The following is a 22536-nucleotide window of genomic DNA, read 5'->3' on the forward strand; positions in this document are numbered from 1 at the left end:
AAGCAGTATGCCAACCATACAAGAACGCTTGAAAGCATTAAAAATTATTCTGCCAACCCCTGCTGCTCCCGTAGCAAATTACGTACCAACCGTGCAAACCGGAAATAATTTGATTATCTCTGGTCAACTCCCTTTGGTCGATGGCAAATTATTTGCAACAGGATTATTAGGCAAAGACGTTGATGTCGCAGCCGGTGCCAAAGCAGCCCATTTTTGTATGATCAATATCCTTGCACAAGCTCAAGCTGCTTTAGTTGATTTGGAAAAAATTAAAAGATTGGTTCGCCTTGGTGGCTTTGTTGCCAGCACCCCAGATTTTACTCAACAAGCCGTTGTTATGAATGGCGCCTCTGACCTTGCTGTAGAAATCCTGGGCGATGCTGGACGACATGCACGCTCTGCTTTTGGAGTTGCATGTTTACCTATGAATGCATGCGTTGAAGTCGAAGCATGGTTTGAATTAAAATAGTTTAATAAAGCTATTTTGATATTTTAAAAAAGCCCTTTTATCATCATGATAAAGGGTTTTTTTTATTAATAATAGTCACATCAATCAAATTGCATTTCTGGTGGATCTTTTTTAAACATATTTGTTAAAAAGGCTAAATAGATAATGCCAAGACATAACCAGATTATACCCAGTGTAAATGCTAGTTTATCTAAACTAATAAACAGCCAAAAAGTCGTTCCTAAGCCTATTACTGGAAATATAAGATAAGAAAGAATTTGCCAACCAGAACGTTGCTTTTCCCTGACCCAAAAATGATTAATAACCGATAAATTGACAAACATAAACGCCAAGAATGCCCCAAAATTAATAAAAGACGCGGCGGTTAACACATCTATTTGAGTGCCGATCAACGCAATCACTCCACATAGAAAAATATTATTGGTAGGTGTTGAAAAACGATTATTTAATTTCCCAAAAAAATTCTTTGGAATGACATTATCTTTCCCCATCGCATATAGTAACCGTGACGCACTGGTTTGTGCAGAAACACCAGAAGCAAATTGCCCAACCACTAAACCAATCAGAAAGAATGAAACAAACACATCCCCACCAATTTTTTTTGCAATTTCCATCGCTGCGGAATCAATATGTTGAAAAACAAATGAAGGATGCGCCAATTGCACAAAATAAGAGGTGACAATAAAAAGAACACTTCCCGCCAAAGTCACCAAAATAATTGCTCTTGGGATTGTTTTTTGTGGATCTTTTGTTTCATCGGCAAGCGTTGTTACCGCATCAAACCCAAGAAATGAGTAACAAGCAACCGCTCCACCTGCCAAGATATAGGATAAATGCGCATATTCATTCCAAAAAGGTTTTAACGAAAATAAAGGGGTCGTGCCATCCGTAGTTACATAGTGAATGCTCAAAGTAACAAACGCCGCAATAATTAATATTTGAATAATCATTAAAAGGCTATTCACACTTTTCGCAAATTCCAAACCAATCACATTAATCACCGTTGTCACAACAATAAAAGCAATTAACCAAAGACTCAAAGAAACGCTCGGAAACGCATCATGTAAAAAGGATGCTCCGATCAACCATATCACCATCGGTATAAAGAAATAATCTAATAAAATAACCCAACCTGCAAGAAATCCCAGTTTATTACTGATAGATCGACGCACATAAGTATATGCAGAGCCTGCTACTGGATAAGCTTTCGCCATATGGCTGTAACTTAACGCAGTAAAAAACATTGCCACAGCAGCAGCCAAATAAGCCATCGGGACATTGCCCCTTGTCTCTTTAGCCAACTCCCCAAACGTTCCCAGAACAATAATGGGGGCCATATAAGCAACACCGAATAAAACCACTGCTGCTAATGAAAGAGTTCGTGTTAAATGAGGCATAGGTTTATTCCCTATAAATATATATAATTAAAAAACTAAGAATTTATTAAGAAATAATCCAATCTGAATGCTTGGTATGATGTTGTATTTTCTGACCCGTTATCTTCATTCTACGTTCTTTTAAATAATTAAATTCAGTTAGAAATTGAGTCATTTGTTTGGGGTCTATGTTCATTCTTATACTACATTCTTCACGACCCGCCTCACATAACAACTGTCCCATTGGATTCACCACACAGCTGCCCCCATGAAAAACCAAACCATCATTTCCCAATCCAACACGATTAGTCATCACCGCAAACATATGATTTTCTTGTGCTCTGGCCATAATCGCAGTTCTGTGCGTTAATCCATAAGGGTCCATATTCCCATTGGTAACAATCAATAACTCGGTTCCTAACTCACCCAAAGCACGTGCAGATTCAGGATATTCAATATCAAAGCAAATCAGAAAACCGATTTTAACCCCTCGCCATTCAATACAGCTATATCGATCCCCAGCATCAAATATACCATGATCAGTAAGCCATAAATGCGTCTTACGATAATAAGCCAACAATCCGTCTTCTGGTGTAATGAACACGGTGGTATTATAGAATTTACCTTCATGTGCCTCTGCCATACCAACGGTAATAGCAATGTTTTTTTCTTTGGAAAGGGATTTTAATTGCTGGATGCCGGAACCATCCAAACTTTGAGAAACCATATTAAGATTTTCTTGCGTAGGAAAGCCGCTTAAATAAGTTTCTGGAAACACCATAATATCCGTTGCATCTGAACTATTCTTAATTGCACGACGAACTTTATTTAAATTATATTCCAGATCACCATCTTTACATTCCAACTGAACCAGCTCAATTTCCATCACTTTCACCTCGTTATCTTTACTAAAATTACTCAAAACTTCATTTTATGATAACAAAATATCTTTATATGTTAAGAATAAAATATATTATTATTAAAAATAATCTTTAGAGTGTGATGGATTTATTATTAAGATTTTTTTATAGGTTTATTTTTTGTTAAAATTATTCCTGCCTTTACGTTGAGTATCAACATCACAATATTCACCCCACCAGCAATGAGCTCAATCATTTGTACAATTAAAAATATGGAATTAAACTGTTCATGAACAGCAAGATAACGCAAATATAAAGCACAGGGAATTAAGATACAAAGACCATTTAATGCAATTAACGACATGCGCTTTTTCTTATTAGAAGCAGTCTTATTATTTATTTTTCCTGCAATATTAAACCCTGTTCCTCCTGTTGCGACTAATGCAGGTATAAGAATGAAAAAACCATAAGGAATTAAAAATTTTACGCTTTTGATATAATCAATGTTCCCTATTAATTCTGACGTAACAGTTGAAAGCCAAAAGATTAATAAAATCACTAAGGCCATGACCCCAGTAATACGATGGATAAGGGACAGGACTTGCTTTTTTGTCATTTCATATTTTCAATTGTGGCAATGATATCCGTTAAGCTCTTTACAGTAATATCAATATCCTGCTTGTTAAGATTTTTAAAAATACTCACTGCCATTTTTTCCCATTCTTTATTAATGGCATCAAAGGCCTTTTCACCAATCTCAGTCAATTGAAACAGCGATGATTTTTTATGAGCAGGGTTATGAAGCTGTTGGATATATTCAAGTTTCAACAACTCATCAATGGTTCGTTGCACCGCCTGACGCGTTAACCCCATCAGCCGCGCAATATGTGGCACTGTTAATGCCGTATTTTCTAACCGAATCGCCCCCAACACTTTCCATTTTGATGTCGTCAACCCATGCTCTGATGCCAACTGGTCGCCGATCAAGCTGATATCGTGATAGGCTCTGAAAAGCCCGATAATAATTTTATTTTGTTGAGATATAGTTTGTATTGTCATAATGACAATAAGTTAACAATATGACAATATATTGTCAATATATTTATATTAGCAATAATGTTATATAAAAATAACGGAATAAAACATAAAATATATTCAATTAATTTGAGTTTAACCCATAAGCTCGACTGCCAAGCTTTTTCTTATATAAATTTTCATATTTTATCACTGCTTCTTTACTCATGCCTTTGGGTAAAACAAGCAAAATTGAAAATACAAAATTTAAATATTGATTCTTATTTTCTTTATAAATTTCTATAAGTTTTTTATTTCCACCATGTTTTGTCTGAACATAATTCAACCATCTTCCCCATAATCCACCACTTTCACCAGAAGCAGAGCCAACATATTGTTTTCCTGTTGAACTATTATAAATTAAATATACAGCACTAATGGTTGATAAAGGATAATACCAATCTTTATTTGAATCTTGATTTCGAATTAAACGTTCTAATTCTACAAACGATAAAAGAACATCATTATAACCTGAAAAATTACCAACATAACCAGATGGGTAAATTTCAATCACCTGTTTTTTGTTAGTTTCATTAACATTTTGATGCCAGCTTTGCGTTGCTTTACCCCAATCAATCACTGCTCTAAACTTCAGATCTTGAAAAGTATTCATTTCTTCAAGCTCATAGTAAAAACAGTCACTTTGTGGGATAACTTTTCCAACTTTAAAAACACTCAAAAATAATGCTTTAGTTCCCTCTATTCCAACAAAAACTATAATATAATCTAACCCTTTAAAAACGGGCTTTGGTTGAGACTTTTAATATTCAAGCAATGCAGTTTCTTTAAAATAATTTTGAAATATAGTTTTGTACTGATTTCGTGAATCTTTATGCCTAACATACTTAATTTTATAATTATGTTTAAAAAATTGAGAATCGTATGCAGACATTAAATGACAAATATCAAGCATTTTTCTATCCTCACTTTAATTATATTAAGACTAACTATAAACATTTATGAGATAAACAAATAAAAAGGGCTGAAAACTCAGCCCTTTTTTTATATCCTATAAAGGAAAGCTTTCTCGTGCTAGTGTCGTCAAGGCGACAATACCAGGAAGGGCTTTGCCCTCTAACCATTCAAGGAATGCTCCACCAGCGGTGGAAACATAAGAAATGTCATGGATAACGCCTGCATGTTTCAATGCAGAAACCGTGTCCCCACCACCAGCAACACTTTCCAGCTTGCCAGCTTTGGTTAATTTTGCAGCTTCTTGAGCCACAGCATTGGTTGCTTTATCAAACGGTGTAAATTCAAACGCACCCAAAGGCCCATTCCAAACCAAAGTTTTCAGTTCGGTCAGCGCTTTGTTCAACAATTCAACAGTCTTTGGCCCAACGTCCAAGATCATTTGGTCATCAGGGACAGCATTCACATCAACAATTTTCGTTACTGGGTCATTTTTCAACTCACCAGCGACAACAACATCCACAGGAAGCAGGATTTTACAACCTTTAGCTTGTGCACTTTTCATAATGTCACGGGCTGTATCATGCATTTCTGCTTCTTGTAATGACTTACCAACCTTAACGCCTTGGGCAGCAAGGAATGTATTCGCCATTGCCCCACCAATTACCAATACGTCAACTTTGCTGATCATATTGGATAAAAGGTCAAGTTTCGTCGAAATCTTTGAACCACCGACAATCGCACCGACTGGACGTTTTGGATTTTCCAATGCACGGCTAAGCGCATTTAGTTCTGTTTCCATCAAACGACCAGCAAAAGAAGGAAGATAACGTGTTACCCCTTCTGTCGATGCATGTGCACGATGAGCCGCAGAAAATGCGTCATCAACATAGACATCAGCCAATGCAGCCAAGTCCTGAGATAATGTAGGATCGTTCTTTTCCTCACCCGCATGGAAACGAGTATTTTCAAGTAAAAGAACATCTCCGTCTTTCATTGCATCCACAGCTTTTTGAGCATCTGGACCAACACAGTTATCTGCAAAAGCAACTGGCAACTTTAAAATAGAAGCCAATGCCTCGCCCACTGGACGTAAAGACATTTCTGGAACCACTTTGCCTTTTGGACGAGCAAAATGGCTGCATATAATAACCTTAGCACCTTTTTTCACAAGTTCTTGGATGGTAGGTGCTAAACGCTCTAATCTTGTGGTATCGGATATTTTGCCATCATGAGTGGGAACGTTTAAATCCCCACGCAATAAGACTTTTTTACCTTTACAATCAACAAGATCATCAAGCGTTTTAAACGCTTTTTGATCAACCATGATTATTTGCTTCCTAACAATACTGCTGTATCAGACATACGAGTAGAGAAACCCCATTCATTATCATACCAACCAGCAACGCGGATCATTTTACCACCTTCAATAAACCCTGTTTGAGTTGCATCAAATGTAGAAGATACAAATGTGTGGTTGAAATCAGAGCTGACCAATGGTTCGTCATTATAAGCCAGAATGCCTTTTAATTCGCCTTCAGCTGCTTTTTTGAAATATGCATTTAGTTCTTCGATTGAACCTGGAATTTTGCTTGGAACGAATTCAAGTGCAACATAAGAAACATTAGGTGTTGGCACACGAATGGCAATACCGTCTAGTTTTCCTTTTAATGAAGGAATAACAAGAGCCACCGCTTTTGCTGCACCAGTTGTTGTTGGAATAATATTTTGAGCAGCAGCACGTGCACGATGTAAATCTTTGTGCAATGTATCGACTGTACGTTGGTCACCTGTATAAGAGTGAATGGTAATCATGCTACCGAATTCAATACCAACGGTTTCCACGAGTACTTTTGCAATAGGTGCAAGACAGTTTGTAGTACAAGATGCGTTAGAAATGACAGTCATGTCACCTGTGATAACTTGTTGGTTCACACCGTAAACAACGGTTGCATCAACTTCTTTACCAGGAGCAGAAATTAATACTTTACGAGCACCAGCTTTTAAAAGTTCACCCGCAGCAGCTTTGCTTGTAAACAAACCTGTACATTCCATAGCAACATCAACACCTTGAAGCGGTAATTTGCTTGGATCTCTTTCAGCGGTAATTTTAATTGGACCAAAAGTTTTACCTGCATGCTTAATGGTCATGGTATTATTTTCAACCGTAATATCTGCAGGAAGACGACCATGAACGGTATCATATTTTAATAAATGTGCATTTGCTTCTGCACTACCAAGATCGTTGATTAATACAACTTCTACGTCTGTACGGCCTTTTTCAATAATACTGCGTAATACTAAACGACCGATACGACCGAAACCGTTAATTGCAACTTTAATAGCCATAATAATAAAATCTCCTAATATATATTAATTACTCGGAACTAACGCCATGTTCCATAAGTCTGCTAAGCCTTCATCATCATACTCAAATTTTAAAAATCCGTCACAGTTTTTTAATGACTTTTAATAGAAAATATACATATTCATATCATTTAAAATTTTTTTGATTTTCTTAGTATAATTTAGTGTGAAAACTTTATCTTAGACGTGTCAATATTTTTTTGATTAAAATCGAAAATTATAAAGCGTCACTATACTTACACGTTTTTTTTACAAATATAAGATTGTATTAAATTTTATAATTTCCTATGATGGTAAATCTGTGTGTAATTTACCCTGTTATTCTGAATTTATTTCCAATTTCATACTTATTTTGCAGACAATGTTCTTTTGAATATGATAAAAGCAAAACTCTAAGTGCATTACTTAACTAAGCTACTCTTTTTAAAATGAACTCTATCAATACAGATCGTTTGTAAATAGTATAAAATATGACCAAATATTCTCAAATCATTATGGGCACCAGCTGCCTTTTAATACTTGGCGGTTGCCAACTTATTGATCAAAGAACCTTTAACCCCAGTGCTGGGCGTAAACCTATTCCTTATGTTCCCCCTGCGCCTCCTGCACCTCCTCCACCGGCTCCGCCAATTGAAATTGTTCAAGGGACACCTGCAGAACAGTGGGGCAAACCGTTAACAGGCTTGGTCAAAGACGCATTACAAAGAAAATCAGATGCGATGTTTATTGTAACCATCCTAACCCCGATTTCTCAGACCCCTGATGCACAACAAGAGCAAATGCAAAAAACCATTCAACAAAATGCTCAAGATGTTGCTCAGGCCATTGTCAAAGCTGGAGCTAAACCACAACAGATTCATATGACGGCAAAAGCTGATGGTTCCGTGCAAAAGAACGTGGTTCAAGTCAATATACAATAAAATACTATTTTAAAAGTAATAGAGAGACTTATAAAGTTATGCACTTAAGAAAAATAACTTTATTATATTTTAGGAGTAAGTTCCAGTGACAGAGCATGCGATGCCTGTGCATCCTTTTTACGCATATTGTCAAACCGCATTACAAGAAATCGAACAACAGGGTCGTTATCGCAGATTTACTTCGCTAAGCAGGCGATCTGCACATTATCCTGTTTATGATAAGGGAAACTTACCACAACAAGATAAACCCGTTATAGTCTGGTCTTCAAATGACTATCTTGGAATGGGTGTTGATCCAGAGGTCATGAATGCTGCGATTACTGCTGTGCAGGAATATGGCGCTGGGGCTGGTGGAACACGTAATATCGCAGGAACACACCCTTTACATGTGGCTCTTGAGGCTGAACTGGCTGATTTACATGGTAAAGAAGCAGGATTGTTATTTGTATCAGGCTATGTTTCCAATCAAGCCAGTTTACAAACAATCCTGACCAGTATGTCTGGAGGGTGGATTACTTTTTCAGATCAACAAAACCACGCCTCTATGATTGCCGGAATTAAAGGAGCCAAGGGTTCTGATTGTGTTATTTTTAAACATAATGACTTACAAGATCTAGAGGAAAAACTGGCGGCAGCTCCAGCATCAGCACCCAAATTAATCGCTTTTGAAAGCGTTTATTCAATGGACGGCGATATCGCTGATATTGGTGCGATTTGTGCGCTGGCACGTAAATATAATGCTTTAACCTATCTTGATGAGGTCCATGCTGTGGGATTATATGGTGCTCAAGGTGGTGGGGTATCTGAACGAGACAATGTGGCAGATCAAGTTGATATTATCGAAGGCACCTTGGCCAAAGGGTTTGGTGTTCATGGTGGATACGTGACAGCCAAGAAGGAAATTATTGAGTATTTAAGATTGGCAGCTTCTGGTTTTATTTTTACCACTTCCCTCCCTCCATCAATCATTGCCCCTGCATTAGCCAGTATTCGTTTAGTGCGTCAACAAAATTGGCGTCGGGAAAAACTCTTTGAACGCGTTCATACTTTTCAAAACAAGCTTAAAGATGCAGATATTCCTTTTTTAAAAACCGAAAGCCATATCGTGCCTGTTATGATTGAAGGTGCAGAACGTTGTAAAGAAGTTAGTCGCCGCCTATTAGAAGAATATTTTTTATATGCGACCCCAATTAATTATCCAACCGTTCCCAAAGGAGCAGAAAGATTACGGCTAACTCCCAATCCATTTCATACCAATGAAATGATGGACGAGATGGTGACAGCTTTAAAAGCTCTACTATAAAAATCAAAAAAGCGATCATATAAAAATTATGATCGCTTTTTTTATAGATATTTCTTAGGTTTGTTACAAACGAATGAAATCTATTTATCCTGCATAAATTGTTTCAACGTTTCATAGCTGACTGCACCAGGGATGATCTTTGAACCATTAATAATCAATGCTGGTGTACCATCAATTCCTAAATCACGAAATAGTTTAATATTATCTTCTAGTGCTTGAGTAATAGAGGCTGCTTTCATATCTTGAATTAAGCGATCTCCATCTAATTTTTGTTGTTTTGCAAGCTCTTTAATACTGTCTTCTGTCATTTCTTCCTTAGAATCCATAATGGCTTTCATCATAACAACATAACCATTTTGGCGAGCCGCAGCAGCAATTGCTTTGGATTCTAAAACGCTATTTTCTCCAAGGATAGGAACAACTTTGAAAATAATCCTGACGTTTTTATCTTCTTTGACTAATTGGAGCAATTCTGGCAAAACTTTTTTACAATAACCACAACGAGGATCAAAAAATTCTACAATTGTATTTTTTGCATTTGGATTACCAATAAAGCCATCGGTTGGTAAAACATTATTCAATATATTTTTCTTGTCTGCTAGTGTCTTAGTAGCAGATTCTACTTTTTGTTTAGTTCTTTCTTGTTGTGCAGCAATTACAGCATCCTCAAGGATCGAAGGATCTTTTTTCATTGCATCACGAACAACTTCAACAATTTCTTTGCGTTGTTCTGAGCTAAAATGATTTGTGGTTTGTGCAAAGCCTGATAGTGGCATACCAACTGCACCAGCTAATAAACTAACTGATAATGGCAAATGAAAATAGCGCTTTAAAGGCGACTGAATCATTAAAAATCTCCTGAGATGAAAAAGTAAATTTATTTAAAGTTATATAACATTATACAGGATTGTCATTGTTATGTTATAAAAAATTTCTTATTAATAAAGTTGGTATTGTCGTTACTGAAAACAGTAAAGCGAAAACCTTGTTTTTATTTGGTTATTCATCGGAGAGCAACCGCGTGTCTAAGCGTCATTATTTCTTAAAGAGCTGCACTTTTTTAAAACAGCCTCTTCATTGCTTTAATATCAAAAATGACTGGATTAAAAAAGCTGGAACCCTAGCCCTCAGCTCTGCAATTACGTTGTCTGTTACTGCCTGCGGCGGTGGCAGCACTGGACATAAAGCATTAAATAGCAAAGAAATGCAGGATCGAGTGACAGGGTATGTAGGCAGCATCGCCGCCGATGAACCTCAGGCCGCAATGGTTGCTCGTGATATTTTAATCAGAGGGGGAAATGCAGCTGATGCAGCAACTGCCCTTGGGTTTGCTTTAACGGTAACTTTACCTTCTCGTGCCTCTTTGGGTGGGGGTGGTGCATGCGTCGCCTATCGCCCTGGACAACCTGCTCAATCGTTTCTTTTTCTACCTCAACCAGGAAATATCAAAGGAACCGCTGGTCGCCCCGCTGCTATCCCGATGATGGCACGGGGATTATATTTGCTTCAAGCCAGTAATGGTAAAGCGGATATTAACGATATTTTACAAGTCACCAGTAACCTTGCTGGAAATGGTGTGACTGTTTCAGATATATTTGCCAGTGACCTAGCTGCCGTTCAAGGGCCTTTATTCCAAGATCCTGCAATGCAAAAACTATTCACTCGCAGAGATGGTGCGACCTTACAAGCGGGCGACATGCTGTATCAACCTCGCCTTAAAATTATTTATGATCGTCTTACTACTGCTGGTATTTCAGATTTATATATTGGTTCTTTGGCCCATAGTTATACGCTTGGCGCACAAGCCGCAGGTGGTGGATTAAGTGGAGCAGACTTTAGAAATGCTTTACCTGTTGAAGCTCCAGCTTTGTCTATCTCTCTTCCTAACAAAGAAACGCTTTACCTTGTTTCCCCACCAGCAGATGGTGGTTTAGGCATGGGAATGGCTTGGAAAACACAAAGCAATAGTTTAACCACGTCTCAAGGAACTGTTGCTGCGTGGCGCGCAAGCAATCCTGCTGCTTATGATAAGCAAAGTATCTTGGCGCAAGAAGAAAAAGCTCAATCCTTATTAAATAATGGCCAAGCTGGTAACGGCACTTTGTCTTCTTTACCAGCATCGACATCTTATACCGTTGTTGACAGAAACGGTGAAGCTGTATCTTGTGCGTTAACCATGAATAATTTATTTGGAACAGGACGAGTAGCTGGAACAACTGGTATTGTCATGGCCGCATCTCCGAATGCAGCACCACAACCTTTATTGACCGCTGCAATTACCACTTATAAAAACCGTTTCCTCGCTGCAATCAGTGCATCTGGGCAAAATGACGCAGCTGCTGCTGGTGCAGAAAGTCTAAACAGCTTACTCAATGCAGGTGAAAACAAAGAAAACTCTGCTATTGCACACCCAAATACACCCCAGGGACGCGTAAACGCTGTTTATTGTCAGGATGGTTTACCTGGTAACACAAATAAATGTCGTGCTTATACCGATCCTCAGGGCACAGGCCTAGCACTTAGCAGTCGATAAAAAATTTAAAATTTATAATATATTTCAATGTCATTTTCGATAAATTGAAAATGACATTTTTTATGATTATATGATAGGCTAATACTGAACAATATCATTAAGTTTTATAGCAAAAGAGAACTGAAAATAAATGGACAAAAATAAAGCCTTAGATGGTGCATTAGCACAAATAGAACGCGCTTTTGGTAAAGGCTCCATTATGAAAATGGGCGAAAAACCATCTATTCAAGTCGATGTTATTTCTACAGGATCAATTGGACTGGATATCGGTTTAGGAATTGGCGGTGTTCCCAGAGGACGCGTTGTAGAAATTTATGGTCCAGAAAGCTCTGGTAAAACAACCATGGCACTTCACATTATTGCAGAAGCCCAAAAATTGGGCGGAACATGTGCATTTATTGATGCTGAACACGCTTTGGATCCTGTGTATGCTCGTAAGTTAGGGGTCGATATTGATAATTTATTAATCTCGCAACCTGATGCAGGTGAACAAGCTTTGGAAATTGTTGATACATTAGTGCGCTCTGGTGCTATTGATGTCTTAGTCGTTGATAGTGTTGCGGCTTTGGTTCCTCGTGCAGAGTTAGAAGGCGAAATGGGTGATAGCCATGTTGGCCTACATGCTCGTTTAATGAGTCAAGCGCTTAGAAAGCTGACAGGATCTGTATCTCGTTCAAATACTTGCCTTGTTTTCTTAAATCAGATTCGCCAAAAAATCGGGGTAATGTTTGGATCTCCTGAAACCACAACAGGGGGAAATGCGCTTAAATTTTATGCGTCTGTGCGTATGGATATTCGTCGTATTGGTCAGGTCAAAGATAAAGAAGAAATCTCTGGTAACCAAACCCGTGTTAAAGTCGTTAAAAACAAAATGGCACCTCCCTTCCGTCAAGTCGAATTCGATATTATGTATGGTGAAGGAATCAGTAAAACGGGTGAGCTTATTGATCTTGGCGTCAAAGCAGGAATCGTTGAAAAAGCTGGGTCATGGTTCTCTTGTGATGGACAACGTATTGGTCAAGGACGAGAGAACGTCAAACAATTCCTTCGTGACAATCCAGAAATGGCACAAAGTATCGAAAAACGTATCCGAGAACAGTCTGGAATCGTCAATGATGCAATGCTAACAGATGAGATCGAAGAATCATCAGATGAAGGTGATTTGCTAACTTAATGATTTTTAAATTATATTGAACTGTATTTTAATAAAAAGCCGACAAATAATATTGTCGGCTTTATAATATAATTTGCAATATCAAAATTTAAGTAAAACAGTTATATCAAGAAAAATTATCCCTCTTTTTCTTCAATAACTTCTGTCGTTAGAACCTCGACATCTGTATCGCCAACCAGCCCTGCTGCAAACTCTTCTGCAGAAAAATCACGTAAATCTTCCGCTTTTTCACCAACACCTACAGCGTGGATTGGCAATTGAAATTGCTGGGCCAAAGCAATCACGATACCACCGCGAGCAGTACCATCTAATTTCGTAATAACAAGACCTGAAACACTAACCATTTCTTTGAAAATACGGACTTGTTCAATGGCATTTTGCCCTGTTGTGGCATCCAACACCAACAATACAGAATGGGGTGCAGTTTCATCGAATTTTTTCATCACACGAATAATTTTAGCAAGCTCTTCCATCAATGCTGATTTATTATGTAATCGCCCCGCAGTATCCACAAAAAGCAAATCTGCACCTTCATTCTTAGCACGTTTTAATGCTTCAAAAGCAAGACCCGCAGCATCTGCGCCTGGTTTCCCAGAAATCACAGGTGCTCCTACACGATCCCCCCAGATTTGCAGTTGCTCTACCGCTGCAGCACGGAACGTATCCCCTGCCACCATCATGGTTTTTAATCCTTGATCGCCATAAAAACGCGCCATTTTACCAATGGTCGTTGTTTTTCCTGTTCCATTGACCCCAACCATCAAGACCACATGTGGTTTTAACTCTAGATTCGGTTTAAATGGAACCGTTACAGGGCTAAGAACTTTGGCAATTTCCTTGGCCAACGCGTCTTTAATTTCTTTTTCGCTTACTTCTGTACCAAAACGAGTTTTGCGAAATGTTTCAATTACATTTTCGGCAACTTCTGGACCAAAATCCGCAGCAATCAAGATCTCTTCAAGTTGCTCTAAAGATTCTTCATCAAGGCGACGCTTGGTAAATACGGAAGTTAAGTTCGTTCCCAGCTTTTGAGTTGAACGAGATAAACCTTCTTTTAAACGAGAGAAAAAACCCAGAGCCATTATATTCTTTCCACTATTATACCATCAACGTCACCCGAAACTACTCGAGCACAAATCATTTCACCAGGTTTTGCCGCCTCACCTTGTAATACAGCAAAAGCAAATTGTTCCGAGTGCCCTCGATCAGGTGTTTCCATCAATATATTAACATCTTTCCCTATAAGAGACTCATGAAAAAGACGGGCAGATTCTTGACCCAATTCCCTTAATTTTGCAGCACGTTCTTTACGCACTGCTACAGATACTGCTGGCATTTGTGCTGCTGGAGTTCCTTTGCGTTCGCTATAAGGAAATACATGTAAATAAGGAAAAGCCTGTTGTTTTAAAAACTCATAAGTTTCTTGAAAATAAGTATCATCTTCGGTTGGAAAGCCTGCAATAATATCAACACTTAACCCTATATCTGAACGAATAGAACGTAATCGTTGTACTAATTGATCAACATCTTCAGTCAAATGACGACGCTTCATCCGCTTTAAAATCATATCAGAACCTGCTTGAACAGACAGATGCAAATGCGGCATCAGTCTTGGCTCTGTTTTTAAAAGTTCCCACAACGTATTATCAAATCCAATTGGATCAATCGAAGATAAACGTAACCGTTCCAGATCTGGCACAGCCTTTAAAACTGCTTTACATAGATCCCCCAGAGCCAAATCGCCTTCAAAATCAGAACCCCAAGAAGCAATATCAACCCCTGTTAACACAACTTCTTTATAGTCTTGTTCGACCAATGTTCTGGCTTGATTAATCACGCCTTCAATCGTTACAGAACGAGAAGGACCTCGACCAAAAGGAATCACACAAAAAGTACAACGATGATCACACCCTTGTTGTACCTGAACAAAAGCTCTGGTACGCCCTGTAAATTCGGTGACAACTTGTGCGGCCGTTTTTTTTACAGACATAATATCTGAAACTTGATTTCCAGAAGCAATCGCTTCATTCGTCCAGTTTTCTGCTTGTAACTTATCTTCATTCCCCAAAACTTGAACCACACCGGGTAATGAAGACCATTTTTCAGGATTTAATTGTGCGGCACATCCTGTAACCACAATGCGTTTTTGATCGTCTTTACGATTCAAACGACGAATGGCTTGGCGTGCTTGACGTTCAGCTTCCGCAGTCACCGCACATGTATTAACAACAACAACATCCCCCAAACCATCAGCATATTGACCCATAACTTCGCTCTCGTAGCGATTAAGTCTGCAACCAAATGTCAGAATCTGAGGTTTTTGTGACGTATCCTTGCTCATAAAGGATAATTTTCCAGACTAAATTGACCTGAAAAAGAAAAATGCACAGCACCTGTCATCAATACATTGTTGGTTTCTTCATCCCATTCAATGATCAGGTTGCCACCATCCATTTTAACTTCGCAATAACGATCTGCCAAACCACGACGCACCGCATTCACCACAGAAGCACACGCCCCTGAACCACAGGCTAAAGTTAAGCCAGCTCCACGCTCCCAAACACGAACGCGCATACTTTGACGATCCAACATTTGCACAAAACCAATATTCGCACCTTCAGAGAATAAAGGGTCCTTTTCTAACATTTTACCAGAAAATACAGGATCAACCGTTGATAAATCTTCAACAAAAAAAGTTGCATGAGGATTACCCATAGAGACAGCTGCTGGTTCACCCGCCAAAGGCAGGTTAAGTGTATCGACATCACGAGATAAAGGGATTTCTTGCCATTTTGTTTTTGGCTGTCCCATGTTTACTCGCATTGTATGGCTGTCAATGACCTCTGCTGGTAAAAGACCTGCATTTGTTTGCATAATAAATTTTTTACTTTGATATTTATGATGCAACCAAGCCGCCACACAACGTGAACCATTACCACATGCGCCAGCCTCATCTCCACCTTCATTAAAAAAGCGAACATAAATATCGGCATTGCTGTCTTTGGGTTGAGAAAGAACAATTAACTGATCACAACCAATGCCATAACGGCGATCACATAATGTTTTAATGCGACGTTCGCTGAGTTCAATACTATTGACAGAATTATCGATAATGACAAAATCATTGCCAATACCATGCATTTTATAAAAAGGAATGTTCATTATTCTTCTAAATACAGTTATAAACTTTAAATTTAATTTACCAACAAATCATAAAAAGCGCTAACTTTTTACATCATGAACCACTTAAAAGACTTTCATCCCCGATCTTTCGACATCGCAAGTAACGAAAGTGACCTTCAATATTATACCACTCACTCTGTTCCTCCTATGCTTGATCAAGGTGGTTATAAAGCAATTGAAGCCTTATATCACACTCTGATACAAGAAAGCGATACTATTCTTGACCTGATGTGTGGTGCAAATAGTCATATGCCCAGTGACCTATCTTGTCAAAATTTCATTGGCATTGATTTAAATCCACAAGCATTAAAGGAAAATACTGCACTCACACGAAAAATTACGCAAGATATTAACGAGAAAACAGAACTTCATCTTAAAGATAGTAGCGTTGATTACATTTGTCTATGTTGCGTTTTTGAATATTTGCGTAACCCATTTGAAACATTAGACGAGTGTTTGCGGATATTAAAACCAGGTGGACGGATTATTATTTCTTTCTCATCTCAGTTTTTACCATTACGTGCCACCGCTTTGTGGCAGGCTTTAGAAAATCAAGATCGTCAAGGTTTAGTGAAGGTGCTGTTAAACCGCGCAGGATTTGCTGATTTCGACCAAGGTGAGGTACATCCGCCAGAGGATCAAACTGTTTGGAAAGATCCAATTTATAGCGTAGTGGCGAGGAAACCTTAAATCAATATCTTTATTAAGGAGATTTAATCATATTTCTAACTTCTACATGCCCACACTGCAAAACTAGAATCCCTTTTGATATAAAAGGGACTTATTTGCAAAGAGCATTAATACAAAATATGAATTACATAATTTACTTTAATATTTTCTCAAAATGCAGAGAATGTAAGCTACCTACTATTTTTTCAATATATCGTAATATAACAAACGCTGTTATTCACGAAAATATTGCAGAAAGGTGGCTCGATAAAGATGACATAGCAAAAGAAACAACAAAGTGGACTGTATACATCAATCAAGAAGAAGATGGTAATTTATTAGATAACTTCCAAATAGAAAAAATCATTCGTCCGCCAGTAAATATATCATATCAATGCCCCGAACATGTTCCTGAGGATATTAAAGGAAAATTTGATGAGGCTGCACAATGTCATGCAAATGATTGTATTGTTGCTAGTAGCATGATGCTCAGACTTTGTTTAGAAACTGTCATTAAGGACTTATTAAAAACAAACAATGAACAAAAGCAAAAAGTATATTTATCTGATGGAATAAAAAATCTTTCTGAGAAAAATCTAATTTCTAAAAGAATACAATATTTTGCTAATGAAATTAGATTTGACGGTAATTATGCTGCACATGAAGGAAAAATGGATCAAGAAAATTTACAAGATCTATTTGATTTCACCATTGCTCTTTTAGAAGATGTCTATACTCAACCCAAGAAAATTGAGCTTTCCCAAGAAAGACGCGCCCAACGCAAAAATCAAGGAAACCCTAAATGAAACGCCAATCTACTTTTTATATCCCTCATGGTGGAGGGCCTTGTTTCTTTATGGATGATCCGCATGATATTTGGACGAATATGGGGAATTTCTTAAATAAGATTCCCTATAGCCTACCTCAAACCCCAGACAGTATCGTTATCATTTCTGGACATTGGGAAAACACACCCATTAAAATTCACGCTGCCGATAAACCTTCTTTATTTTATGATTATTATGATTTTCCGCCTCATACTTATGAGTTGACTTATCCTGCCTCTGGCAATCCACAGCTGGCAGAAAAAATCCAGCAATTATTTCAAAGTCAGCATATACAAGCCGAATTAGAGTATGAACGTGGTTGGGATCATGGGGTGTTTATTCCTTTAAAAGTCATCTTCCCTGACGCTAATATCCCAATTGTGCAAGTCTCTTTGCATCATTCACTGGATCCGCAAACTCACATGAAAATGGGAGATATCTTATCTCCTTTACGCAATGAGAATATTCTTATTATTGGCAGTGGAATGAGCTATCATAACCTTCCCTATTTATTTTCGGGCAAAGAGACTGCTTATGCAGATCAATTTCACGATTGGTTAACTGATACCGTTACCAATCCAGATATTTCACAACGTAATCAAGGCCTAACCAACTGGTTACACGCCCCAGGTGCACGTTCTAATCATCCTCGTGAAGAGCATTTACTACCATTAATGGTTGTTGCTGGTGCCGCAGGGAAAGATCAAGGTATTTGTATATTCAAAGACAGAATTATTAATAAACCTATTGCTGGCTTTCAGTTTGGGTAAAAAAAGGATAATAATGAAGGCTATAATTTCATTACTTATATTTTTCTCTTATATTCCTTTTGCTTTTGCAGACTCTAAAGATACTACAATTTTAATAGATGCCGCCGCTTTGAAAAAAGCAAACCCTGATAAAATAATACTAGATGGTAAGATAGATTCAGATATTGATCATGATAATGTAATGGATGTCATTAATTACGCTTATAATGCGTCAACTCCACCGGCAGCATGTAGCGAAGAAAATTGTATTGTTCAAAATAATAGGTTGATAACACAACCAACATTAACTTTTGATATTTTCCTTAAAGGGCCAAAAGCCTTAATACAAATTAATTATGTGTGTACAAGCATAGGTGTTATGAAATCCATACATAATGGCATGAAAGATATATTTTGTGGCCCCTCATCTATTTTACGGTGGAACGATGAGGATTATATAAAGAACAATTAAATTGCCAGTAAACTACACTATATTCTTATATTAAATTGATTAATAATATTCAGTAATTATTAAAATTTACTAATCCATACGACATAATAAGAAAAAAAATTAATTGTCTTTGTTAGTGAATATCTCAAAATAACCAAAAAGATAAGTTTCAATGTTCACACTTAATGAAACTTACCCTTTAAATAATCTTAGTTTAAATTATTCTGAACATTAGAGGGGAGATGAAAAATTTTAGGTGATGGGGATTGTTGAGGCTTTTTAAAATAAGATTCATAAACGACACTTGCTACAACTACCCCAATGATTAATCCTGAAAGTTTCAAAAGGTGAAGTTTCACGTTGAATTCTTCGCCTTTTTTGGCAGCTTTTTTCTTAGCAAGAGGAATAGTTAACAAACCAACAATAATAATGACAGCAATAAAGATCATATCCACAACCCTATATATAAATAAAAATATTTCTACATATAGAGATCAGTATTGCAATTTCATTTTATTACTTAATCAAATAATGAATAAGATTGTAATAATTACAACACAATAAATAGTATAATAAATACATTTGATGCCGTTATAATAATCATTTGGGATCAAGCTTAATGAATTATAATTGCCGGTTCTAAATATACAATTTACCAATCTATTAAAGGATTACCCTATGCCCTGGGATACTCTGTGCATAACAAGCGATAAGGTGCTTCATCTTCTTCTATTTCAGGAAAACGTCCCATCTTTTCATAAAAGCGATTATCATGCTCATCATCATTACACATAGAAACTTCTCCTAATAAAACTCCTCCCGTCCCTGCTTCGACTTCAAAATCATGATACATATAGGGGTAAACGGTAATACTCTCCCCTGGAGTTAATTTAATTTGGGTTCCCGCTTCAACCAAAAGCTCTCGTCCATCGCAATGCGTTTTTACAGGGTTTATTTTATCCAAATCCCCTTCTTTGGTTGAATTATAGACTCGGATAAGAACATTTCCACCACCACGATTGATAATGTCTTCCATTTTGTTCCAATGAAAATGCATTGGGGCATATTGGCTATCTTTGATATAGAGAAGTTTTTCAGCATAAGTTTTTGTATATTTTTTATTTTTTAAATTGCCATTGCGCAGTGTAATTAATGAAAATCCAACCTTCTCAAATTCACCTTTTCCATAATCTGTTACATCCCAACCCAGCAAATTATCGCGAATTTCATCATATTCGTTATTTTTTTTCTGCCATTCCATTGGAGTAAAAGAACAAAATGGCGGTAAAGAGAATCCAACCTTGTCAATCATCTGCTGCATTTCTTTGATAGCTCTATTAATTTCGGAACGTTTCATTTTTTCATACTCCTTGACGTTTTTTAAATTGAATATATATTAATACTTATATATTAATAATGATGAACACATCTTAGTGATGTTTCATAATGTAATCATTAAGACAAATTTTCTTTTGTCTCTATTATCTAGGTTTAAATGTATCTGATTTCCTTATCTGCATTGTGGCAGCGTTTGAATATTTTCGCACAACAATCTTGCTTTTATTACTTTACACAGTAGGTCAGATTCCATCCCCACCTTTTCTTTATCTTAATTACTAACATCAATAAACTTTATCGGACCTATATATGCCGTTCACGAAAATCAATCCTTCCCTTGCACAAGCTTTGGAACGCAAAGGGTATGCATCACTTACCCCTGTTCAAGAAGCAGTTTTAGAAAATGAAAATCCTCATCAAGATTTACTCGTTTCAGCGCAAACAGGATCAGGAAAGACAGTTGCCTATGGTATCGCCATGGCGCCAACCCTTTTAGAAAATAAAAATACATTCCAAAGCGCAAACAAACCCCAAGCATTGATTATTGCCCCTACACGTGAATTGGCTTTACAAGTTCATCAGGAGTTATGTTGGTTATTTGCAGATACAAAAGCTAGAATTATCACCTGTATTGGTGGGATGAATGTTCGCAAAGAAGCACAAACACTCGATAATGGTGCACATATCGTCGTTGGAACCCCAGGCAGATTGTGTGACCATGTGCGCAGAAGACATTTAGACCTCTCTGATTTAAAAGTGATCATCTTGGATGAAGCTGATGAAATGCTAGATCTTGGCTTTCGTGATGAATTAGAAGACCTTCTTTCTGCTTGTCCAGAAGATCGTAGAACATTGCTTTTCTCAGCAACTATTGATAAAGAAATCGAATCTTTAGCAAGACGCTATCAAAATAATGCTTTACGTATCAACACTGTTTCCAATACACAACACGTAGATATTGAGTATCGTGCTGTCGTAACTCACCCCAAAGAAGTTGATAATGCTGTTGTCAATTTATTGCGTTATATTGATAGTCCAACAGCAATGGTATTCTGTGCGACACGTGAGCTTGTTCGTCATATGCAATCTGCGTTGATTGAACGAGGATTCTCCTGTGCTGCTTTATCAGGGGACTTGGGGCAAGAAGAACGTACGCAAGCCATCAAAAGTCTGCGTACAGGTCAAGTCCGTGTTTGCGTTGCAACCGACGTTGCTGCACGTGGTTTGGATCTTCCGATGTTGGATCTTGTTATTCATGCAAGCCTACCTACGAATCATGCAACTTTACTGCATCGTTCTGGTCGTACAGGACGTGCTGGACGTAAAGGGGTTTGTGCATTAATTGTTCCAAGCAGTCAACGTAGCCGTGCAGAACATTTATTACGCAAAGCCAAAGTAGCAGCTTCTTGGGAACTTCCTCCTAGTATTCCATCTATTCGTGAAAAAGATAATGAGCGCCTCTTAAACCATCCTTCTTTATTGAGCAGTAAAGAAATTTTGAGCGAAGACCAAATCTTAATTGATCAACTTACCGCTCAATTCTCGGCCACTGATTTAGCAAATGCTGCTATTTCTTTGTATCGCTCTACGATCCCTAACCCAGAAGAAATTACCCCTATTAATCTAGATAACAAACGTTCATCTGGTTTCGATAGAGATGGTTCTAAGGGACGTGATCGTGGACGTGAGAGAGGTGAACGTTCATCAAGTGCTCACTCTTTTGATTCTGGTAGTTGGTATGAGATGCCTGTTGGACGCAATGATAATGCAGACCCAAAATGGTTGATCCCAGTGCTTTGCAAAATTGCGAATATCCAGAAAAAAGATATTGGTTCTATTCGTATTTCTGATCAAAGCACAAAATTCGAAATTGCAGCTGATAAAGTTGATGATTTTAATAAATCTATTTCTAAAATTAGAGATGATGAAACTAAGATCTTTCCATCTACGCCAGCAGCTCCTTCTGAGGGCAGAAGAGAGGGCGGTTATAAAGGTCGCGGCGGTGGCGATCGTAGAAGAGAAGGTGGCGGTGGAAGCGGTCGCAGCGGTGAAGGTCGCAGAAGAGAGGGCGGCGGTGGAAGCGGTCGCGGCGGTGAAGGTCGTAGCAGAAGAGAAGGCAGCGATGGAAACGGTCGTAGCGGTGAAGGTCGCAGAACTTCTGATAGTGAAAGAAGTGAGAGAGGTCCAAGAGTAAGATCAGAAGGAGAACGTTCTGGTAAAAAAAGATCTGCTTCATCTCTACCATCAAGAAGTGGCACTCCTAGCTCTTCTAGAAAAAGAAGCAAGTAAATATTTGTAAAGCTTTATTTTTATAGAAATAATAAGGTATTT

The 22536-nt window shown here is 37.8% G+C and carries 23 protein-coding genes; 10 read left to right on the forward strand and 13 right to left on the reverse strand.

What is annotated here, in order from left to right:
* Nucleotides 1–7 precede the first annotated feature (7 nt).
* Nucleotides 8–469, forward strand: coding sequence for a RidA family protein (locus QMN76_RS09145; RefSeq protein ID WP_034340384.1), 462 nt, complete (start codon nucleotides 8–10; stop codon nucleotides 467–469).
* Between the two features lie 80 nt (nucleotides 470–549).
* On the opposite strand, the gene QMN76_RS09150 is transcribed toward QMN76_RS09145, so the two are convergent.
* The 7 genes from QMN76_RS09150 to gap form a co-directional block, all read right to left on the reverse strand.
* Nucleotides 550–1866, reverse strand: a complete 1317-nt coding sequence (locus QMN76_RS09150) for an APC family permease (protein WP_282024467.1) — start codon at nucleotides 1864–1866, stop codon at nucleotides 550–552.
* 46 nt (nucleotides 1867–1912) lie between these two features.
* Nucleotides 1913–2731, reverse strand: a complete 819-nt coding sequence (locus QMN76_RS09155) for a carbon-nitrogen hydrolase family protein (protein ID WP_282024468.1) — start codon at nucleotides 2729–2731, stop codon at nucleotides 1913–1915.
* A gap of 128 nt (nucleotides 2732–2859) precedes the next feature.
* A complete protein-coding gene (locus QMN76_RS09160; protein WP_034340393.1) occupies nucleotides 2860–3321 on the reverse strand; it encodes a hypothetical protein in 462 nt (153 codons plus the stop codon).
* Nucleotides 3318–3764, reverse strand: a complete 447-nt coding sequence (locus tag QMN76_RS09165) for a MarR family winged helix-turn-helix transcriptional regulator (protein ID WP_282024470.1) — start codon at nucleotides 3762–3764, stop codon at nucleotides 3318–3320. Before QMN76_RS09165 ends, QMN76_RS09160 begins: the two co-directional genes overlap by 4 nt.
* A gap of 100 nt (nucleotides 3765–3864) precedes the next feature.
* Nucleotides 3865–4458 carry a GIY-YIG nuclease family protein gene (locus tag QMN76_RS09170; RefSeq protein ID WP_282024472.1) on the reverse strand — a complete coding sequence of 198 codons (594 nt, stop codon included), beginning with the start codon at nucleotides 4456–4458 and terminating at the stop codon, nucleotides 3865–3867.
* Between the two features lie 330 nt (nucleotides 4459–4788).
* The gene (locus QMN76_RS09175) at nucleotides 4789–6018 is read right to left on the reverse strand and encodes a phosphoglycerate kinase (protein WP_282024475.1); all 1230 of its coding nucleotides are present in this window, start codon (nucleotides 6016–6018) and stop codon (nucleotides 4789–4791) included.
* Between the two features lie 2 nt (nucleotides 6019–6020).
* On the reverse strand, nucleotides 6021–7040 hold the full coding sequence (gap, locus tag QMN76_RS09180; protein ID WP_034340404.1) for a type I glyceraldehyde-3-phosphate dehydrogenase: 1020 nt from the start codon (nucleotides 7038–7040) through the stop codon (nucleotides 6021–6023).
* A gap of 488 nt (nucleotides 7041–7528) precedes the next feature.
* Between gap and QMN76_RS09185 the strand changes: the two genes are divergently transcribed.
* Together QMN76_RS09185 and hemA are read left to right on the forward strand one after the other, a co-directional pair.
* Entirely contained in the window at nucleotides 7529–7978 is a 450-nt protein-coding gene (locus tag QMN76_RS09185) for a hypothetical protein (RefSeq protein ID WP_034340406.1), read from the forward strand.
* Nucleotides 7979–8078: 100 nt separating this feature from the next.
* Nucleotides 8079–9281: a 5-aminolevulinate synthase gene (gene hemA, locus QMN76_RS09190; protein ID WP_034340706.1), complete on the forward strand. Its 1203-nt coding sequence runs from the start codon at nucleotides 8079–8081 to the stop codon at nucleotides 9279–9281.
* An 80-nt stretch (nucleotides 9282–9361) separates the two neighbouring features.
* Here the strand turns inward: hemA and QMN76_RS09195 are convergent, their stop codons facing one another.
* Entirely contained in the window at nucleotides 9362–10129 is a 768-nt protein-coding gene (locus QMN76_RS09195) for a DsbA family protein (protein WP_282024478.1), read from the reverse strand.
* A gap of 173 nt (nucleotides 10130–10302) precedes the next feature.
* On the opposite strand from QMN76_RS09195, the gene QMN76_RS09200 reads away from it, so the two are divergent.
* Both QMN76_RS09200 and recA read left to right on the forward strand, forming a co-directional pair.
* Nucleotides 10303–11814: a gamma-glutamyltransferase gene (locus tag QMN76_RS09200; protein WP_282024480.1), complete on the forward strand. Its 1512-nt coding sequence runs from the start codon at nucleotides 10303–10305 to the stop codon at nucleotides 11812–11814.
* Nucleotides 11815–11944: 130 nt separating this feature from the next.
* Entirely contained in the window at nucleotides 11945–12988 is a 1044-nt protein-coding gene (gene recA, locus QMN76_RS09205) for a recombinase RecA (RefSeq protein WP_034340412.1), read from the forward strand.
* A gap of 116 nt (nucleotides 12989–13104) precedes the next feature.
* Here recA and ftsY read toward each other — a convergent pair whose 3' ends face one another.
* The 3 genes from ftsY to dapF are packed head-to-tail and all read right to left on the reverse strand — an operon-like array spanning nucleotide 13105 to nucleotide 16150.
* The gene (gene ftsY / locus QMN76_RS09210) at nucleotides 13105–14070 is read right to left on the reverse strand and encodes a signal recognition particle-docking protein FtsY (protein ID WP_034340415.1); all 966 of its coding nucleotides are present in this window, start codon (nucleotides 14068–14070) and stop codon (nucleotides 13105–13107) included.
* Nucleotides 14070–15329 carry a tRNA (N(6)-L-threonylcarbamoyladenosine(37)-C(2))-methylthiotransferase MtaB gene (gene mtaB, locus QMN76_RS09215; protein WP_282024481.1) on the reverse strand — a complete coding sequence of 420 codons (1260 nt, stop codon included), beginning with the start codon at nucleotides 15327–15329 and terminating at the stop codon, nucleotides 14070–14072. The genes ftsY and mtaB overlap by 1 nt, the downstream gene beginning before the upstream one ends.
* A complete protein-coding gene (dapF, locus tag QMN76_RS09220; protein WP_034340421.1) occupies nucleotides 15326–16150 on the reverse strand; it encodes a diaminopimelate epimerase in 825 nt (274 codons plus the stop codon). Before dapF ends, mtaB begins: the two co-directional genes overlap by 4 nt.
* A gap of 75 nt (nucleotides 16151–16225) precedes the next feature.
* On the opposite strand from dapF, the gene QMN76_RS09225 reads away from it, so the two are divergent.
* The 4 genes from QMN76_RS09225 (at nucleotide 16226) to QMN76_RS09240 (ending at nucleotide 18888) form a co-directional block, all read left to right on the forward strand.
* Nucleotides 16226–16861 (forward strand): class I SAM-dependent methyltransferase, encoded by a 636-nt coding sequence (locus QMN76_RS09225; protein ID WP_282024483.1) that lies wholly within the window; start codon nucleotides 16226–16228, stop codon nucleotides 16859–16861.
* Nucleotides 16862–16956: 95 nt separating this feature from the next.
* Nucleotides 16957–17646: a DUF4145 domain-containing protein gene (locus QMN76_RS09230; protein WP_282024484.1), complete on the forward strand. Its 690-nt coding sequence runs from the start codon at nucleotides 16957–16959 to the stop codon at nucleotides 17644–17646.
* Nucleotides 17643–18437 carry a DODA-type extradiol aromatic ring-opening family dioxygenase gene (locus QMN76_RS09235; protein WP_282024485.1) on the forward strand — a complete coding sequence of 265 codons (795 nt, stop codon included), beginning with the start codon at nucleotides 17643–17645 and terminating at the stop codon, nucleotides 18435–18437. Before QMN76_RS09230 ends, QMN76_RS09235 begins: the two co-directional genes overlap by 4 nt.
* Nucleotides 18438–18450: 13 nt before the next feature.
* On the forward strand, nucleotides 18451–18888 hold the full coding sequence (locus tag QMN76_RS09240; protein WP_282024486.1) for a hypothetical protein: 438 nt from the start codon (nucleotides 18451–18453) through the stop codon (nucleotides 18886–18888).
* Between the two features lie 188 nt (nucleotides 18889–19076).
* Here QMN76_RS09240 and QMN76_RS09245 read toward each other — a convergent pair whose 3' ends face one another.
* Nucleotides 19077–19316, reverse strand: a complete 240-nt coding sequence (locus tag QMN76_RS09245) for a hypothetical protein (protein ID WP_282024487.1) — start codon at nucleotides 19314–19316, stop codon at nucleotides 19077–19079.
* Between the two features lie 227 nt (nucleotides 19317–19543).
* Nucleotides 19544–20224 carry a D-lyxose/D-mannose family sugar isomerase gene (locus QMN76_RS09250; protein ID WP_282024489.1) on the reverse strand — a complete coding sequence of 227 codons (681 nt, stop codon included), beginning with the start codon at nucleotides 20222–20224 and terminating at the stop codon, nucleotides 19544–19546.
* Nucleotides 20225–20514: 290 nt separating this feature from the next.
* On the opposite strand from QMN76_RS09250, the gene QMN76_RS09255 reads away from it, so the two are divergent.
* Nucleotides 20515–22494, forward strand: coding sequence for a DEAD/DEAH box helicase (locus tag QMN76_RS09255; protein ID WP_282024490.1), 1980 nt, complete (start codon nucleotides 20515–20517; stop codon nucleotides 22492–22494).
* The last annotated feature ends 42 nt before the right edge of the window (nucleotides 22495–22536 follow it).

Source organism: Commensalibacter papalotli (ex Botero et al. 2024) (assembly GCF_947179115.1).
Taxonomy (GTDB): domain Bacteria; phylum Pseudomonadota; class Alphaproteobacteria; order Acetobacterales; family Acetobacteraceae; genus Commensalibacter; species Commensalibacter papalotli.

Excerpts from the sequence above, each read along its gene's own strand:
- QMN76_RS09245 (WP_282024487.1), bottom strand. The coding sequence starts at position 19,316 with ATGATCTTTATTGCTGTCATTATTATTGTTGGTTTGTTAACTATTCCT.
- QMN76_RS09160 (WP_034340393.1), bottom strand. The coding sequence starts at position 3,321 with ATGACAAAAAAGCAAGTCCTGTCCCTTATCCATCGTATTACTGGGGTC.
- QMN76_RS09250 (WP_282024489.1), bottom strand. The coding sequence starts at position 20,224 with ATGAAACGTTCCGAAATTAATAGAGCTATCAAAGAAATGCAGCAGATG.
- gap (WP_034340404.1), bottom strand. The coding sequence starts at position 7,040 with ATGGCTATTAAAGTTGCAATTAACGGTTTCGGTCGTATCGGTCGTTTA.
- mtaB (WP_282024481.1), bottom strand. The coding sequence starts at position 15,329 with ATGAGCAAGGATACGTCACAAAAACCTCAGATTCTGACATTTGGTTGC.
- QMN76_RS09165 (WP_282024470.1), bottom strand. The coding sequence starts at position 3,764 with ATGACAATACAAACTATATCTCAACAAAATAAAATTATTATCGGGCTT.
- QMN76_RS09175 (WP_282024475.1), bottom strand. The coding sequence starts at position 6,018 with ATGGTTGATCAAAAAGCGTTTAAAACGCTTGATGATCTTGTTGATTGT.
- QMN76_RS09145 (WP_034340384.1), top strand. The coding sequence starts at position 8 with ATGCCAACCATACAAGAACGCTTGAAAGCATTAAAAATTATTCTGCCA.
- recA (WP_034340412.1), top strand. The coding sequence starts at position 11,945 with ATGGACAAAAATAAAGCCTTAGATGGTGCATTAGCACAAATAGAACGC.
- QMN76_RS09255 (WP_282024490.1), top strand. The coding sequence starts at position 20,515 with ATGCCGTTCACGAAAATCAATCCTTCCCTTGCACAAGCTTTGGAACGC.
- dapF (WP_034340421.1), bottom strand. The coding sequence starts at position 16,150 with ATGAACATTCCTTTTTATAAAATGCATGGTATTGGCAATGATTTTGTC.
- hemA (WP_034340706.1), top strand. The coding sequence starts at position 8,079 with ATGCCTGTGCATCCTTTTTACGCATATTGTCAAACCGCATTACAAGAA.
- QMN76_RS09235 (WP_282024485.1), top strand. The coding sequence starts at position 17,643 with ATGAAACGCCAATCTACTTTTTATATCCCTCATGGTGGAGGGCCTTGT.
- QMN76_RS09155 (WP_282024468.1), bottom strand. The coding sequence starts at position 2,731 with ATGGAAATTGAGCTGGTTCAGTTGGAATGTAAAGATGGTGATCTGGAA.
- QMN76_RS09150 (WP_282024467.1), bottom strand. The coding sequence starts at position 1,866 with ATGCCTCATTTAACACGAACTCTTTCATTAGCAGCAGTGGTTTTATTC.
- ftsY (WP_034340415.1), bottom strand. The coding sequence starts at position 14,070 with ATGGCTCTGGGTTTTTTCTCTCGTTTAAAAGAAGGTTTATCTCGTTCA.
- QMN76_RS09195 (WP_282024478.1), bottom strand. The coding sequence starts at position 10,129 with ATGATTCAGTCGCCTTTAAAGCGCTATTTTCATTTGCCATTATCAGTT.
- QMN76_RS09225 (WP_282024483.1), top strand. The coding sequence starts at position 16,226 with ATGAACCACTTAAAAGACTTTCATCCCCGATCTTTCGACATCGCAAGT.
- QMN76_RS09240 (WP_282024486.1), top strand. The coding sequence starts at position 18,451 with ATGAAGGCTATAATTTCATTACTTATATTTTTCTCTTATATTCCTTTT.
- QMN76_RS09185 (WP_034340406.1), top strand. The coding sequence starts at position 7,529 with ATGACCAAATATTCTCAAATCATTATGGGCACCAGCTGCCTTTTAATA.